Below are 12,717 nucleotides of genomic sequence, written 5' to 3'. Positions count from 1 at the left end.
GACAGCGGTCAGGCGGGAGCGCCCACGAGGTCGGGGTGGTGGATCGCCGCCACGTCGGGATGCGCGCGCAGCCGGGACTTCAGGGCGTTCTCGCCGTAGGTCGCGTGAATCGGGTTGCTCGGATCATCGGTGACGCCCGTGGCGGCGGCGGCCAGATCGGCAGGGAGCTCGAGCAACGGGAGCTGCTGATCGAGCGCGGGGTTGAAGAAGAACGGGATCGAGATGCGCTCCTCGGGTGCACGAGGAGAGATGACCCGATGATTCGTCGCTTTGAGATACCCGCCGGTCGCGTATTCGAGAAGCTCGCCGATGTTGACGACGAAAGCGCCGTCGACCGGAGGAGCCGACACCCATTCGCCGTCGCGCTCGACCTGAAGACCGCCCTTGCCCGGTTCGACCCAGAGCAGCGTCAGCACGCCGGAGTCCTTGTGCGCGCCCACGCCCTGCTGCGGCTCGGGCTCGTGGGAACCGGGATAGCGCACGATCTTGATCAGGGTGGAGGGGTCACGGAAGGGACCGTCGAAGTAGGTCTCCTCTGCTCCGAGCGTCACGGCCCACGCGCCCAGCAGTTTGCGGGCGATCGCGGTGAGCGTGTCGTGCCATTCGGTGACCACGCCCCGGAGCTCGGGCTGCGCCTCGGGCCACAGGTTCGGGCCGGTGAGGCGGTTGAATGCGGGCCCGCCCGAGACGGGCTCGCGCTCCGGCCCGATGTCGATCTGCTCGCGCCAGTCGACCTTTCCCTGCGTCCGTTCGCCGCCGACGCGCGTGTATCCGCGGAAATGCGGGCTCTTCACGTTCTCGATCGCGAGCTTGTCGGCTTCGGGGAGGGCGAAGAAGTCGAGCGCCGCACGGTGGAGCCGCGCTTCCAGCTCGGGGGAGATGCCCGTGCCGGTGAGATAGAAGAATCCGACGTCGTGCGTCGCCGCGCGCAGATCGTCCCGGAAGCGAGCGGCGGCTTCGGGGCCTTCGTCGAGCTGGGAGAGGTCGAGGATGGGGAGCGAGAGTTCAGCCATGGACCGAGGCTACGTCGGCTTTCGGGGGTGGCGGGCGTGTGTTGCGTCGCATTACCCAGTGCTAGAGTCTCGTGAGTAAGGGATGCCTTACCTCAGTGTTCACCAGAGAGTCGATCATTCCGTGCTCGCCACCTTCCTTATCGGCCTTCGCGAGGGCCTCGAAGCCGCGCTCGTCGTCGGCATCCTCGTCGCCTACCTCCGTCGGCTCGGACGCCAGGACGCGCTCCCGAAGCTCTGGGCCGGTGTCGGGCTCGCGATCGCTCTCGCCCTCGGGATCGGAGCGGTGCTCACCTTCGGTGCGTACGAGCTCACCTTCACCGCCCAGGAACTGATCGGCGGCGGCCTCTCGCTGCTCGCGGTCGGCATGGTGACCTGGATGATCTTCTGGATGCAGCGTGCGGGCCGCACGATGAAGGCGACTCTCGAGGGCGGCATCGACCGCGCGCTCACCGTCGGCGGGCTCTGGGCCCTCATCGCGATCGGCTTCGTCTCCGTCGCCCGCGAGGGGATCGAGACGACCCTGCTCCTGTGGTCGATGGTGCAGTCGTTCGGCGACGCGCCCTCCGCCCTGCTCGGAGCGCTCCTCGGGCTCGTCACCGCCGTCATCGTCGGCTGGCTGATCTCCCGCGGCGCCGTGAAGCTGGACCTGCGCCGATTCTTCGCCTGGACCGGCGGCTTCCTCGTCATCGTCGCGGCCGGCGTGCTCGCCTATGCGCTCATGGACCTCCAGGAGGCCGGCGCCCTTCCCGGGCCGTTCACCGCGGCGGCTCCGATCGACCCGGTCACGGGCGGTGTGGCGGTCGGCTGGGCGGGCCTGCCGTTCGGCTGGGCGTTCGACGTCTCGGCGACGATCGCGCCCGGCGGACCGCTCGCGGCGATCCTGCAGGCCACCGTCGGGTTCATGCCCGCGATGACCTGGCTGCAGGTGATCGCGTGGACGCTCTACATCCTCATCGTCGGATACCTGTACATCCGCGGTCTCCGCTCGCGGCGACCGTCGACGCCGCGTGCGTCGACGGATCCGCAGCTCGCAACGGCATCTCACTCACCACAAGGAGCAGCATGACCACCTTCCATCGGATCCTCGGGGCGGTGGCCGCCACCGGCGCCGCCGCACTCGTCCTGAGCGGTTGCGTCGCGAAGAGCGACGTCGACGCCGCAGCGGCCTTCGACGTCTCCTCGACAGACGCGGACTGCGCCGTGTCGGCGGCGACGGCGAAGAGCGGGACGCTGACGTTCGACGTGACGAACGACACCGACCAGGTCTCGGAGTTCTACCTGCTCGCGGAGGACGGACTGCGCATCGTCGGCGAGGTCGAGAACATCGCACCCGCGGCATCCCGCACGCTGACCGTCGTGGCGCAGCCGGGTGACTACTTCACGCTCTGCAAGCCGGGCATGATCGGCGAGGGCGTCGGAAAGGCGGCGTTCACCGTCACGGGTGACCGCGTGTCGGTCGACGGCCCCGACGCCGAGCAGAAGCAGAAGGCGGTCGATCTGTACGCGGCCTTCGTGAAGGACCAGGTCGGCCAGCTCGTGCCGGCCGTCGAGGACTTCGTCGCCGCATACGAGTCGGGAGACGACGAGACGGCGCGTGCGCTCTTCCCGCAGGTGCGCGCGTACTACGAGCGCATCGAGCCCGTCGCCGAGGCGCTGGGCGATCTCGACCCGCGCATCGACTACCGCGAGGTCGACGCGGTCGCCGAGGGTCTGGACTGGACCGGCTTCCACCGCATCGAGAAGGACCTCTGGGTGCCCGCGCAGGACGCGCTGAACGCCGACGGAGAGACCCCCGCCTGGCAGGACTGGGCGCCGTCGACTCCGCAGGAGCGGGCAGACTTCGGCGACCTTCTGCTCGCCGATGCCCAGGAGCTCTACGACTACGTCCACTCGGACGACTTCACCACGGCGCTGGACGACCAGGGCATCGGCGGCATCTCCAACGGCGCGATCGCGCTGCTCGACGAGGTCGCGACGGGCAAGATCTCCGGCGAGGAGGACTGGTGGTCCGGGACCGACCTGTACGACTTCGCCGCGAACGTCGAGGGCTCCAAGATGGCGTTCTCCCTCGTGCAGGACTTCGCCACCGCGCAGGGCGATGACGGCAAGGCTCTCGTCGAGGAGATCGAAGCCGGCTACGCGGCGCTCGAGGAGTCGCTCGCCGCGCACGGTTCGCTGACCGACGGGTTCGTCGGGTACTCGCAGCTCACCGAGGCGGACAAGCGCGAGTTCACCGATCTGATCAACGCGCTGGCCGAGCCGCTGTCGCAGCTGACCGGCACGGTCCTCGACTGATCGCCCGAGCCGGTACGATCGCGGACGTGAACGAACCAGAAGAGGATGCCGCAGCCGACATGGCGACGGCCGACACGGCTGCGGCATCCCCTCCGGCAGGGCTGAGCAGGCGCGGCCTGCTCGGCCTCGCCATCGGCGGAGGTGTCGCAGGACTGGCGGTGGGTGCCGGTGCCGGCCTCGCGGGCGGCGTGGCGATCGGGCGTGAGCGCGCACACGCCGACGCGCAACCCGTGCATGAGTTCTTCGGCGCGCACCAGGCCGGCATCACGACATCCGTGCAGGACCACCTCCACTTCGCGAGCTTCGACATGATGCCGCGCACGGATCGCGACGACCTCATCTCGCTGCTGCAGGACTGGTCGTACGCGGCCGCGCGTATGACGCAGGGGCTCGAGGTGAGCGCCAGCGGCGCGGTCGGCGGTCCGGCGGAGGCGCCCCCGGATGACACCGGCGAGGCGCTGGGGCTTCCGGCCGCCGGTCTCACGATCACCTTCGGATTCGGGCCAGGACTCTTCGAGAACGAGGACGGCGACCGCTACGGCGTCGCGTCCCTCCGTCCATCCGGCCTGGAGCGCCTGCCGGCCTTCCTCGGAGACGACCTGAACCCGCAGGCGTCGCACGGCGACCTCTGCGTCCAGGCGTGCGCCGACGACCCGCAGGTCGCGGTGCACGCGATCCGCAACCTCAGCCGGATCGCTTTCGGCCGTGCGCGGCTGCGGTGGTCGCAGCTGGGATTCGGCAAGACGTCGCGCACCACCTCCGCCCAGGCGACCCCGCGGAACCTCTTCGGGTTCAAGGACGGCACAGCGAACATCCTGGCCGACGATGCGGCAGCACTCGATGATCACGTGTGGGTCGCGTCCGACGACGAGCCGGCCTGGCTCACGGGCGGGTCGTACCTGGTGGCCCGCAAGATCGCGATGCTCATCGAGACGTGGGACCGTGTCCGTCTCGCCGAGCAGGACACGATCATCGGCCGGGACAAGGGGGAGGGCGCGCCGCTCTCCGGGGGTGACGAGTTCACGGCGCCCGACTTCGGCGGCGCATCGATCGATGCGAACAGCCACGTGCGCCTCGCCCACCCGGAGCAGAACGAGGGCATCCGCATCCTCCGCCGCGGCTACAACTACGTCGACGGCAACAACGAGCTGGGCAGGCTCGACGCCGGGCTCTTCTTCCTGTCCTACCAGCGCGACCCCGCGCAGTTCATCACCCTGCAGCGCCGCCTGTCGACCGATCTCCTGAACGAGTACATCCGGCATGTCGGCTCGGGCATCTGGGCGATCCCCGCCGGTGTGAAGCCCGGCTCCTACGTGGGCGCCGAGCTCTTCGCCTAGCGCGTCAGCCCTCGAGCATCCGCACGACGGCGGTCGCCATGGCGTCGGCGCCCGGATGATCGTCCGCCGTGATGGTCACCACGGCATCGTCCACGAAGATGAGCAGCTGGCCGTAGGCGCCGTGCAGCCGCCATGCGCGACCCGGTCCGCCCCAGCCCGCGAGCGCGTAGCGGTCGTAACCGGGCGTCGCTCCCGCCACGACCCAGGAGGAGTGCATCGCGTCGATCCACTCCGCCGAGATCAGCCTCGTCCCCTCCCGCATGCCGCGATCGCGGATCAGCGCGCCGATGCGAGCCAGCTCCTCGGTGCGCAGCGCGAGCCCTCCGCCGGCGACGATCCGGCCGTTCGGGCAGCGCTCCCAGGCGACGTCGTGGACGCCGAGCGGACGGAACAGCCGCGGATCGAGATACTCGGCGACATCGCCGACCCGACGCGCGAGCACGGCCATCGCCGTGTAGGTGCTGGCGTTCGAGTACTGGAACACCGGTCCCCGTGACGGGCGGCCCAGGAACTCGATCGCGAGGTCGGGCCAGTCGGTCATCATCGTCTCCGACCACGGCAGGTCGACGCCGCTCGTCATGGTCAGCAGGCGGCGGAGCGTCACGCGATCGACCCCGGGGCCGAGATCGACGTCGCCGACGTAGACCCCGATCGGGGCGTCGAGATCGATGAGCCCCTCGTCGGCGGCGATACCGGCCGCCAGGACGCAGACGCCCTTCGCCGCGGAATGCACGTCCTCGCGGATGTCGGGGGTCCAACGGTGGTCCGCCGCTTCCGCGCCGATGAGGACGTGCAGTCCGTGCGCTCCGAAGCCGGATGCCTCCACGTGCCGGACGATCCGATCACGGATGGTCGAGGCGCGGAGCATCCGTTCAGGCTATCGCGGTCGGCGCGATCCGGTCGGGTCGTTCCTCCGCCCCTCGCGGGAGGCGAGAGCGGGGTCGGCGAACAGCCACTTCGGCCGCGGTTCGACCAGCGGGCGGAACAGGCGACGCACGGGTTTCGTCGCCAGCGCCAGCGCGACGACGACGGACAGGATCGTGACGAGAGGCAGCCAGATCCAGGTCGGCTCGAGGTCGCGCAGGGCGCCGGACTCGCGGAAGGGGTACAGCACGAACGAGTGCAGGAGGAAAACGTACATCGTGTACTGGCCGAAGTGCGTCCACCAGTAGGTCCCGCGGGGGATGAGCGCGAAGAACGCGGCGCAGAGGACGACGGCGAGCAGCATGAGCGCGAACCGGAGGCCGCCGGCCCACCATTGCTCGCCGCCGAGGTCGGCGTACGAGTCCTCGTAGAACAGCCAGTGCCGCAGGTCGATCGCCTGCCACACCGGAAGCCAGTTCCATGCCGCCCAGCCCGTCGACGCGAGCACCGCGACGGCCGCGACCCGCACCCACCAGGGGCGGAAGTCGAGGAGGCGGAACCGGGCGACGATGTCGCGCTCCCGGAGCCACCATCCGAACGCGAAGAACGGCAGCAGGCCGAGCGTCCGCGAGAGCGAGAACGTGCTGTCGACGTTGGGCAGGTACCCGACGCCGATCGAGATCACGATCGTCCAGGCCAGCGGCCAGCGCAGCAGGGCGAGGTAGGGGAGCACCAGGCGGAAGATCCCCAGTGCGAGAAGGAACCAGAGCGTCCAGGACGGCTTGGTGATGTTGGGGTTGGCCTGCCCTTCGACGAGCCACTTGGTGAGCGTCCACAGCACCTCGAAGATGAGGTACGGCACCAGGATGTCGGTGATGACCCTGGCCATCTGCGTCCTGGTCGGCGAACCGGACTTCGAGAAGTAGCCGGAGATGATCGCGAATGCGGGCATGTGGAACGCGTAGAGGGCCAGGTAGAACGCGAACGCGATGTCGGAGTCGTAGATGAGTCGCTGGATCGCGTGGCCCAGCACCACCAGCACGATGCACGCGTAGCGGGCGTTGTCCCAGAACGGGACGCGGCGACGAGGGCGCGCCGTCGACGCGGTCGGAGGGCCGGAGGAGGCCGCGGCTGCGTTGCTCATCCTCCGAGGCTACCGTCGGGAATAAAGTTGTCCGCATCGCGTTGACTCATATACATTCAAATGAATAGAAACGGATGCACGGTCATCCGCTTCGAGGAAAATGGAGCAATCATGAGCGAGCAGTCAGGCGCGCAGGCGATGCAGTTCGGCATCATGTCGGTCAGCGACATCACCCGCGATCCCACCACGGGCATCACGCCCAGCGAGCAGGAGCGGATCAAGGCGACGCTGACCATCGCCACGCACGCCGAAGAGGTCGGTCTCGACGTGTTCGCGATCGGCGAGCACCACAACCCGCCGTTCTGGTCATCGAGCCCCACGACCTTCCTCGCCGCCCTCGCGGCGCGGACCGAGCGTCTGATCGTCTCCACCTCGACCACGCTCATCACGACGAACGACCCGGTGCGCATCGCCGAGGAGTACTCGATGCTGCAGCACGTGTCCGACGGCCGCATGGACCTCATGCTCGGTCGCGGCAACACGGGCCCGGTGTACCCGTGGTTCGGCCAGGACATCCGTCAGGGACTCCCGCTCGCGATCGAGAACTACGCGCTGCTGCACAAGCTGTGGCGAGAGGACGTCGTCGACTGGGAGGGCAAGTTCCGCACGCCGCTGCAGGGGTTCACCTCCACGCCCCGGCCCCTCGACGGCATCGCGCCCTTCGTCTGGCACGGCTCGATCCGCACCCCGGAGATCGCGGAGCAGGCCGCCTACTACGGCGACGGCTTCTTCGCGAACAACATCTTCTGGCCGAAGGAGCACTACCAGCGCCTGATCGAGCTGTACCGCCAGCGCTACGCGCACTACGGACACGGCACCCCGGAGCAGGCGATCGTCGGTCTCGGCGGGCAGGTGTTCATGGCCGCGAACTCGCAGGACGCGGCGAACCAGTTCCGCCCGTACTTCGACAACGCCCCGGTCTACGGTCACGGTCCGAGCATGGAGGACTTCACCGAGATGACCCCGCTGACGGTGGGATCGCCGCAGCAGATCATCGATCGCTACGCCGCCATGCGCGAGCACTACGGCGACTACCAGCGCCAGCTCTTCCTGATCGACCACGCCGGGCTTCCGCTCAAGATCGTGCTCGAGCAGCTCGACATCCTCGGCTCCGAGGTCGTCCCCGTGCTGCGCAAGGAGCTCGCCAAGGGGCGTCCGGAGGCCGTGCCGGATGCTCCCACCCATGCCGCGCGCGTGAAGGCGGAGTACGGCGACGGACCGACCCGTCAGGCCCGCCCCGGTGCGAACCGCGGCGACAACCTGACCGGCGACTCGCCCTACCAGGACACGCCGGCACCGGCCGGAGCGGCCTTCGGGCTCAGCCGGAAGGAGGCCTGAGATGACCTTGCGCCGCATCGCCGTCGTCTCGGCCGGTCTCTCGAATCCCTCGTCCACGCGGATGCTCGCGGATCGCCTGGCCGCCGAGACGGTCAAGGCGCTCCGCGAGCGCGACATCGAGACGAGCGTCGACGTCATCGAGCTGCGCGACTACGCGCACGACATCACGAACAACCTGCTCACCGGATTCGCGCCCCCCGCGCTGGAGACGGCGATCAACACCGTGGTGTCGGCCGACGCGCTCATCGTGGTGACGCCCATCTTCTCGACCAGCTACTCGGGTCTCTTCAAATCGTTCATCGACGTGCTCGACCCCGACGCGCTGACCGGCAAACCGGTCCTCATCGGTGCGAACGCCGGCACCGCCCGTCACTCGCTGGCGATCGACTACGCGATACGCCCGCTGTTCGCCTACCTGCACGCCGACGCCGTCTCGACGGGCGTGTTCGCGGCCTCGAGCGACTGGGGAGGCGCCGGAGACGACGTCGCCCCGCTCGCGAAGCGCGTCGAGAAGGGCGCACGCGAGCTCGTGGACGCGGTCGCCCGGCGCGACGCCGCCTCGGCCGCCGACCCGTACGACCCGGCCACGTACCTGGGCGAAGGACGGTCGTTCGGTCACCTGCTGGGCGGTCTCGCCGGGGAGTGACGCGAATGTCCGCCTTCGCGGCCGATCAGGCGAGGGCGTCGAGTCCGGCGAGCGTCTTCACGACCGCGTCGGCGAGCTCGGCGCCCTTGACGGAGAAGTGACGGCGGAAGTACTCGCGGTGCTCCTCGTGCTCGTGGAAGTTGTGCGGCGTGAGGACCGCCGAGAACACCGGCACGTCCGTCTCCAGCTGCACGCGCATCAGCGCGTCGACGACCGTCGATGCCACGAAGTCATGGCGGTAGATGCCACCGTCCACGACGAGCGCACAGGTGGCGATGGCGTCGACCCGACCGCTGCGGGCGAGCCGCTGCACGTGCAGCGGGATCTCGAAGGCTCCGGGTACCCGCAGGACGGTGACGTCGTCGAAGCCGAGTGACGCGAGCCTTGCCTCGAAGGACTCGACGGCCTGATCGACGATCTCGGCGTGCCACTGCGCGGCGACGATGGCGATTCTGGGCATGATGACTGCTCCTTCTCGTCCTCTTCCATCCGGACTGTGACCGTCGGCCCCGGAATCGCACCGGGTCTGCAGACTCCACCATGGACTCCGCTCGCGGGCTCCACGGCCTCGCCGTGACACCGCCGGTGGGGAATCTCACCCCGCCCTGAGGACATTCGGCACGAGGCTACCACTGGGCATCGTCGAATGTCCGAGGGGTGTCCTACCGTGGCGTCATGACCTCGATCTCCTCGTTCGATGCGCTTCGTGACCGACTGAGCGGCTCTCTGTTCCGCCTCGGCGACCCCGAGTTCGATGGCGCGAGACAGCCGTGGAACCTCGCGATCGATCAGCGGCCCCTCGCCGTCGCCGCTCCCGCAGATGTCGCCGATCTGCGCACCCTGCTCGGCGCCGCGCGCGCGTCGGGCTTCCGCCTCGCGATCCAGCCGAGCGGACACGGAGCATCGGGCGATCTCGACGGTGCTGTGATCGTGCGGATGTCGGCGTTCGATGCGCTCGACGTCGACGTGGATGCCGGGATCCTCCGTGTGGGCAGCGGTGTGCGCTGGGGCGCTGTCGTCGACGCCCTCGAGGGCACCGGCTGGGCGGCGCCGGCCGGCACGAGCCCGGTCGTCAGCGTGGCCGGGTACACGCTCGGCGGCGGGCACTCGTGGTTCAGCCGCACGGCGGGTCTCGGCTCCGACAACCTGCGCGCGGCCTGGGTGCTGCGCGCGGACGGATCCCACGAGCGCGTCGACGACGACAGCGATCCCGAGCTCATGTGGGCGCTGCGGGGTGCGGGCGGCATCGTCGGGATCGTCACGGCGCTCGAGATCGATCTGGTGCGCACACCAGCGCTGTGGGGTGCGAGCCTCACGTTCGCCGTGTCGGACGCGGCTGCCGTCATCCGGGCGGTGCGCGACCTCTCCGTCGACGCACCGGCGACGTTGAACGTCTTCATGAACTCGATGCGCATGCCCGACGCGCCGCAGCTGCCCGAGGCGATCCGCGGGCGCAGCTTCCTCGAGGTGCAGGCGCTGTCCGTCGACGGCGACGCGGGCGACCTCATCGATCGGCTCCGCGGCGCGGGTGTCGTGCAGCACGAGACGATCGGGGCCACGTCTCCCGGCGCCCTCGTGGCCGCGTCCAACGAGCCGACCGAGCCGACTCCGGGCCGTGGCGCGTCCATGGCGCTCACGTCGCTGGACGACGCCACGATCGATGCGCTCGTGGAGTTCCGTGAGCTCCCGGAGCAGGCTCCGATCATCGGGATCGACATCCGGATGCTGGGCGGCGCGCTCGACGCGCCACGGCGCAGCGGTTTCGCGACCCTGGCCTCGGCCGGCTGGCTGCTCCACGCGCTCGCCCCGCTGTTCCCCGGCGCTCCGCGCGAACCGGGGGACGCGAGCCTCGCAGGCTTCGTCGAGGTGCTGGCGCGAGCGGAGGCCCCGCAGACGGTGCCGACGTTCCTCGTGCCGGGGCAGACGCTCGAGCGCTGCGGGACCGCGGCGGACCTCGAGCGGCTGCGTGCGCTCCGTGCCGTCGTCGATCCCGATGGTGCACTGCACGCGGGGCGTCTTCCGCGCTGAGCTCTCAGGCGTCGTCGCCGCCCCGGTTCCAGCGATACTCGGTCTCGGGGCGACCGCGCGCGCCGTACCGCGCCGTGCGGCTGAGCACACCCTCGGCGGCCAGGTGCTCGAGGTAGCGTCGCACGGCCACGCGGGACATGCCGAGGTGCTCGGCCGCCTCGCTCGCCGACAGCGGGCCCGACGAGCGCAGCGCAGCGGTCACGCGGTCCAGAGAGCCCACCGACAAGCCCTTCGGCAGCGGGATCGCGCCGGTCGCGCGGCCGAGCAGAGCGTCGATCTCGGCCTGCGTCGCCTCACCGTCGGTGGTGCGGGCCTGAGCGCGGTACGACCGGTACTGCTCCATCCGCTCCTTGAACACGGCGAAGGGGAAGGGCTTCACGAGGTACTGGAAGACGCCCAGTGCCGCCATCTGCCGGACGGTCTCGGCGTCGCGCACTCCGGTGATCGCGATCACGTCGACGGAAGCCGCCCTGGCGCGGAGGGCGCGCAGGACGTCGATGCCGGAGCCGTCCGGCATCGTGATGTCGAGCAGGACGAGGTCGAAGGCGTCCGCGCCTCGGCGATCCAGCACCGCGCTCACCGCGGCGCGTGCTCCGCTGCACTCTCCGGAGGCCTCGAACCCGTCGAGGCGTGCGAGGTAGTCGCGATGGAGTTCGAGGGTCAGAGCGTCGTCGTCGACGATGAGCGTCCGGATCATGATGGGCGCCTCCGCGCTCCCGCTGCGGGCAGGATGACGCGGAAGGTCGTGGGATCGCCCTCCAGGGTCACCGTGCCGCCGACGCCCGTGACGACCGATCGCACGAGCGCCAGACCGATGCCGCGCCCCTGCGCATCGGCGGGCTTGGTGGAGTAGCCCTGCTGGAAGATCTGCTCACGACGGTCGCTCGGGACACCCGGTCCGCTGTCCGAGACCTCGAGCACGATCCCGCCATCCGCGGCCGGCGAGAGGGAGACGCCCACCCAGCGGTCGTCGGACTCCGCCGCGGCATCCATCGCGTTGTCCACGAGATTGCCGAGCACCGACACGCTGTCGACCGTCGAGAGCGGCGAGCGCGGGGTCTCCGGGTCGATCCGCACCCGCCAGTCGATGCCGCGCTCCTTCGCCTGCGATGCCTTCCCCAGCAGCAGGGCACCGACCGCGGGGTCGCCCTGGCGCCGGGCCGTGACCTGGTCGACGAGGGACTGGCTCTGGCGTGAGGTCTCGGTGAGGATCTCGATCGCCTCGTCGCTGCGACCGAGCTCGAGAAGAGCGACCGCGGTGTGCATACGGTTCCCGTGCTCGTGGGTCTGCGCGCGCAGCGCCTCGCCGAGGGTGCGGATGGACTCGTAGGACGACACCGCGTCGCGCAGCTGGCCGGGCGGGAGGTCTCCCGCGATGCGTCGAGTGACGCGGCGAGCGATCAGGGCGCCGCACGCGCCGAGCGCCACGAGCCCCAGGGTGATCCCGAGCGTGAGGGGGAGACGGCGGATGAGCGTGTCGGAGATCGCCTCGGTCGTCACTCCCGCCGCCACCCAGCCGATCAGGGTGCCGTCGGGGTCCAGGACCGGCACGATCGTGCGGACGGACGGCCCGAGGGTGCCGGTGAACTCCTCGGTGAGGGTCCGAGGGGTCGAGGGGATCGTGCCGAGATAGCGCCCGCCGATCTGTGCGAGGTCGGGGTGGGTGACGCGCACGCCATCCGCGGTCATGACGGTGATGAAGTCGAGGCCGGCGTCCTCCACGACCGTCATCGCATAAGGCTCGAGCAGGCGTGTCGCGGCGTCGTCGTCTCCGGCACCCAGTGCGGAGACGACGTCCGGCGCGGCCGCGAGAGAGACGGCGGTGGCGGCCGTCACCCGCTCCGCCTCGGCGCGGATGGCTCGCTGCGCCTCCACGACGAGGAAGACGGCGACGAGCACGCCGATGACGACCGCGACCCCGAGGAGCACGACGAACACGCGCGACGCGGTGCTGCGGCCGTCAGAGGCGTGTGCCATCGCATCCTCCGGTCGTCGGCGATCTCGGTAGTGACCAATACGACCACAAATCGCGTCGCGGTGTGAAGTCCGCGA

At 69.9% G+C, this 12,717-nt stretch carries 12 protein-coding genes and 1 riboswitch; of the genes, 6 read left to right on the top strand and 6 right to left on the bottom strand.

Going from position 1 to position 12,717, the window contains the following annotated elements; all coding sequences use genetic code 11:
• Positions 1-8: 8 nt before the first annotated feature.
• Positions 9-1,013: a 2-oxoglutarate and iron-dependent oxygenase domain-containing protein gene (locus DC434_RS10425; RefSeq protein WP_116635202.1), complete on the bottom strand. Its 1,005-nt coding sequence runs from the start codon at positions 1,011-1,013 to the stop codon at positions 9-11.
• Between the two features lie 121 nt (positions 1,014-1,134).
• On the opposite strand from DC434_RS10425, the gene efeU reads away from it, so the two are divergent.
• From efeU to efeB, 3 genes are read left to right on the top strand one after another with little or no spacing between them, the layout of a single operon-like run.
• Entirely contained in the window at positions 1,135-2,079 is a 945-nt protein-coding gene (gene efeU / locus DC434_RS10420) for an iron uptake transporter permease EfeU (protein ID WP_116635201.1), read from the top strand.
• Complete coding sequence (gene efeO, locus DC434_RS10415; protein WP_116635200.1) at positions 2,076-3,308, top strand: iron uptake system protein EfeO; 1,233 nt, start codon at positions 2,076-2,078, stop codon at positions 3,306-3,308. Before efeU ends, efeO begins: the two co-directional genes overlap by 4 nt.
• 59 nt (positions 3,309-3,367) lie before the next feature.
• Positions 3,368-4,645, top strand: coding sequence for an iron uptake transporter deferrochelatase/peroxidase subunit (gene efeB, locus DC434_RS10410; protein ID WP_116635199.1), 1,278 nt, complete (start codon positions 3,368-3,370; stop codon positions 4,643-4,645).
• Between the two features lie 4 nt (positions 4,646-4,649).
• Here efeB and DC434_RS10405 read toward each other — a convergent pair whose 3' ends face one another.
• Positions 4,650-5,513, bottom strand: coding sequence for a serine hydrolase (locus tag DC434_RS10405; RefSeq protein WP_116635198.1), 864 nt, complete (start codon positions 5,511-5,513; stop codon positions 4,650-4,652).
• A gap of 9 nt (positions 5,514-5,522) precedes the next feature.
• A complete protein-coding gene (locus DC434_RS10400; RefSeq protein ID WP_116635197.1) occupies positions 5,523-6,653 on the bottom strand; it encodes an acyltransferase family protein in 1,131 nt (376 codons plus the stop codon).
• A gap of 111 nt (positions 6,654-6,764) precedes the next feature.
• On the opposite strand from DC434_RS10400, the gene DC434_RS10395 reads away from it, so the two are divergent.
• Together DC434_RS10395 and DC434_RS10390 are read left to right on the top strand one after the other, a co-directional pair.
• Positions 6,765-7,991, top strand: a complete 1,227-nt coding sequence (locus tag DC434_RS10395; RefSeq protein WP_116635196.1) for an LLM class flavin-dependent oxidoreductase — start codon at positions 6,765-6,767, stop codon at positions 7,989-7,991.
• 1 nt (position 7,992) lies between these two features.
• Positions 7,993-8,637 carry an FMN reductase gene (locus tag DC434_RS10390; protein WP_116635195.1) on the top strand — a complete coding sequence of 215 codons (645 nt, stop codon included), beginning with the start codon at positions 7,993-7,995 and terminating at the stop codon, positions 8,635-8,637.
• 25 nt (positions 8,638-8,662) lie between these two features.
• Here DC434_RS10390 and DC434_RS10385 read toward each other — a convergent pair whose 3' ends face one another.
• The gene (locus tag DC434_RS10385) at positions 8,663-9,097 is read right to left on the bottom strand and encodes a 6,7-dimethyl-8-ribityllumazine synthase (protein ID WP_116635194.1); all 435 of its coding nucleotides are present in this window, start codon (positions 9,095-9,097) and stop codon (positions 8,663-8,665) included.
• 13 nt (positions 9,098-9,110) lie between these two features.
• Positions 9,111-9,254: riboswitch (FMN riboswitch) on the bottom strand.
• 58 nt (positions 9,255-9,312) lie between these two features.
• Between DC434_RS10385 and DC434_RS10380 the strand changes: the two genes are divergently transcribed.
• The gene (locus tag DC434_RS10380; RefSeq protein ID WP_116635193.1) at positions 9,313-10,665 is read left to right on the top strand and encodes an FAD-binding protein; all 1,353 of its coding nucleotides are present in this window, start codon (positions 9,313-9,315) and stop codon (positions 10,663-10,665) included.
• Between the two features lie 4 nt (positions 10,666-10,669).
• Here DC434_RS10380 and DC434_RS10375 read toward each other — a convergent pair whose 3' ends face one another.
• Both DC434_RS10375 and DC434_RS10370 read right to left on the bottom strand, forming a co-directional pair.
• Complete coding sequence (locus tag DC434_RS10375; protein WP_116635192.1) at positions 10,670-11,362, bottom strand: response regulator; 693 nt, start codon at positions 11,360-11,362, stop codon at positions 10,670-10,672.
• Complete coding sequence (locus DC434_RS10370) at positions 11,359-12,642, bottom strand: ATP-binding protein (RefSeq protein ID WP_116635191.1); 1,284 nt, start codon at positions 12,640-12,642, stop codon at positions 11,359-11,361. Before DC434_RS10370 ends, DC434_RS10375 begins: the two co-directional genes overlap by 4 nt.
• Positions 12,643-12,717: the final 75 nt, after the last annotated feature.

Source organism: Microbacterium sp. TPD7012, from assembly GCF_003075395.1.
GTDB lineage: Bacteria > Actinomycetota > Actinomycetes > Actinomycetales > Microbacteriaceae > Microbacterium.
This window is presented reverse-complemented; position numbering and strand designations above follow the sequence as displayed.

Bases quoted from the DNA above. Each gene is read 5' to 3' on its own strand.
- DC434_RS10425 (WP_116635202.1), bottom strand. From the start codon at position 1,013: ATGGCTGAACTCTCGCTCCCCATCCTCGACCTCTCCCAGCTCGACGAA.
- efeO (WP_116635200.1), top strand. From the start codon at position 2,076: ATGACCACCTTCCATCGGATCCTCGGGGCGGTGGCCGCCACCGGCGCC.
- efeB (WP_116635199.1), top strand. From the start codon at position 3,368: ATGGCGACGGCCGACACGGCTGCGGCATCCCCTCCGGCAGGGCTGAGC.
- DC434_RS10405 (WP_116635198.1), bottom strand. From the start codon at position 5,513: ATGCTCCGCGCCTCGACCATCCGTGATCGGATCGTCCGGCACGTGGAG.
- DC434_RS10400 (WP_116635197.1), bottom strand. From the start codon at position 6,653: ATGAGCAACGCAGCCGCGGCCTCCTCCGGCCCTCCGACCGCGTCGACG.
- DC434_RS10395 (WP_116635196.1), top strand. From the start codon at position 6,765: ATGAGCGAGCAGTCAGGCGCGCAGGCGATGCAGTTCGGCATCATGTCG.
- DC434_RS10390 (WP_116635195.1), top strand. From the start codon at position 7,993: ATGACCTTGCGCCGCATCGCCGTCGTCTCGGCCGGTCTCTCGAATCCC.
- DC434_RS10385 (WP_116635194.1), bottom strand. From the start codon at position 9,097: ATGCCCAGAATCGCCATCGTCGCCGCGCAGTGGCACGCCGAGATCGTC.
- DC434_RS10380 (WP_116635193.1), top strand. From the start codon at position 9,313: ATGACCTCGATCTCCTCGTTCGATGCGCTTCGTGACCGACTGAGCGGC.
- DC434_RS10375 (WP_116635192.1), bottom strand. From the start codon at position 11,362: ATGATCCGGACGCTCATCGTCGACGACGACGCTCTGACCCTCGAACTC.
- DC434_RS10370 (WP_116635191.1), bottom strand. From the start codon at position 12,642: ATGGCACACGCCTCTGACGGCCGCAGCACCGCGTCGCGCGTGTTCGTC.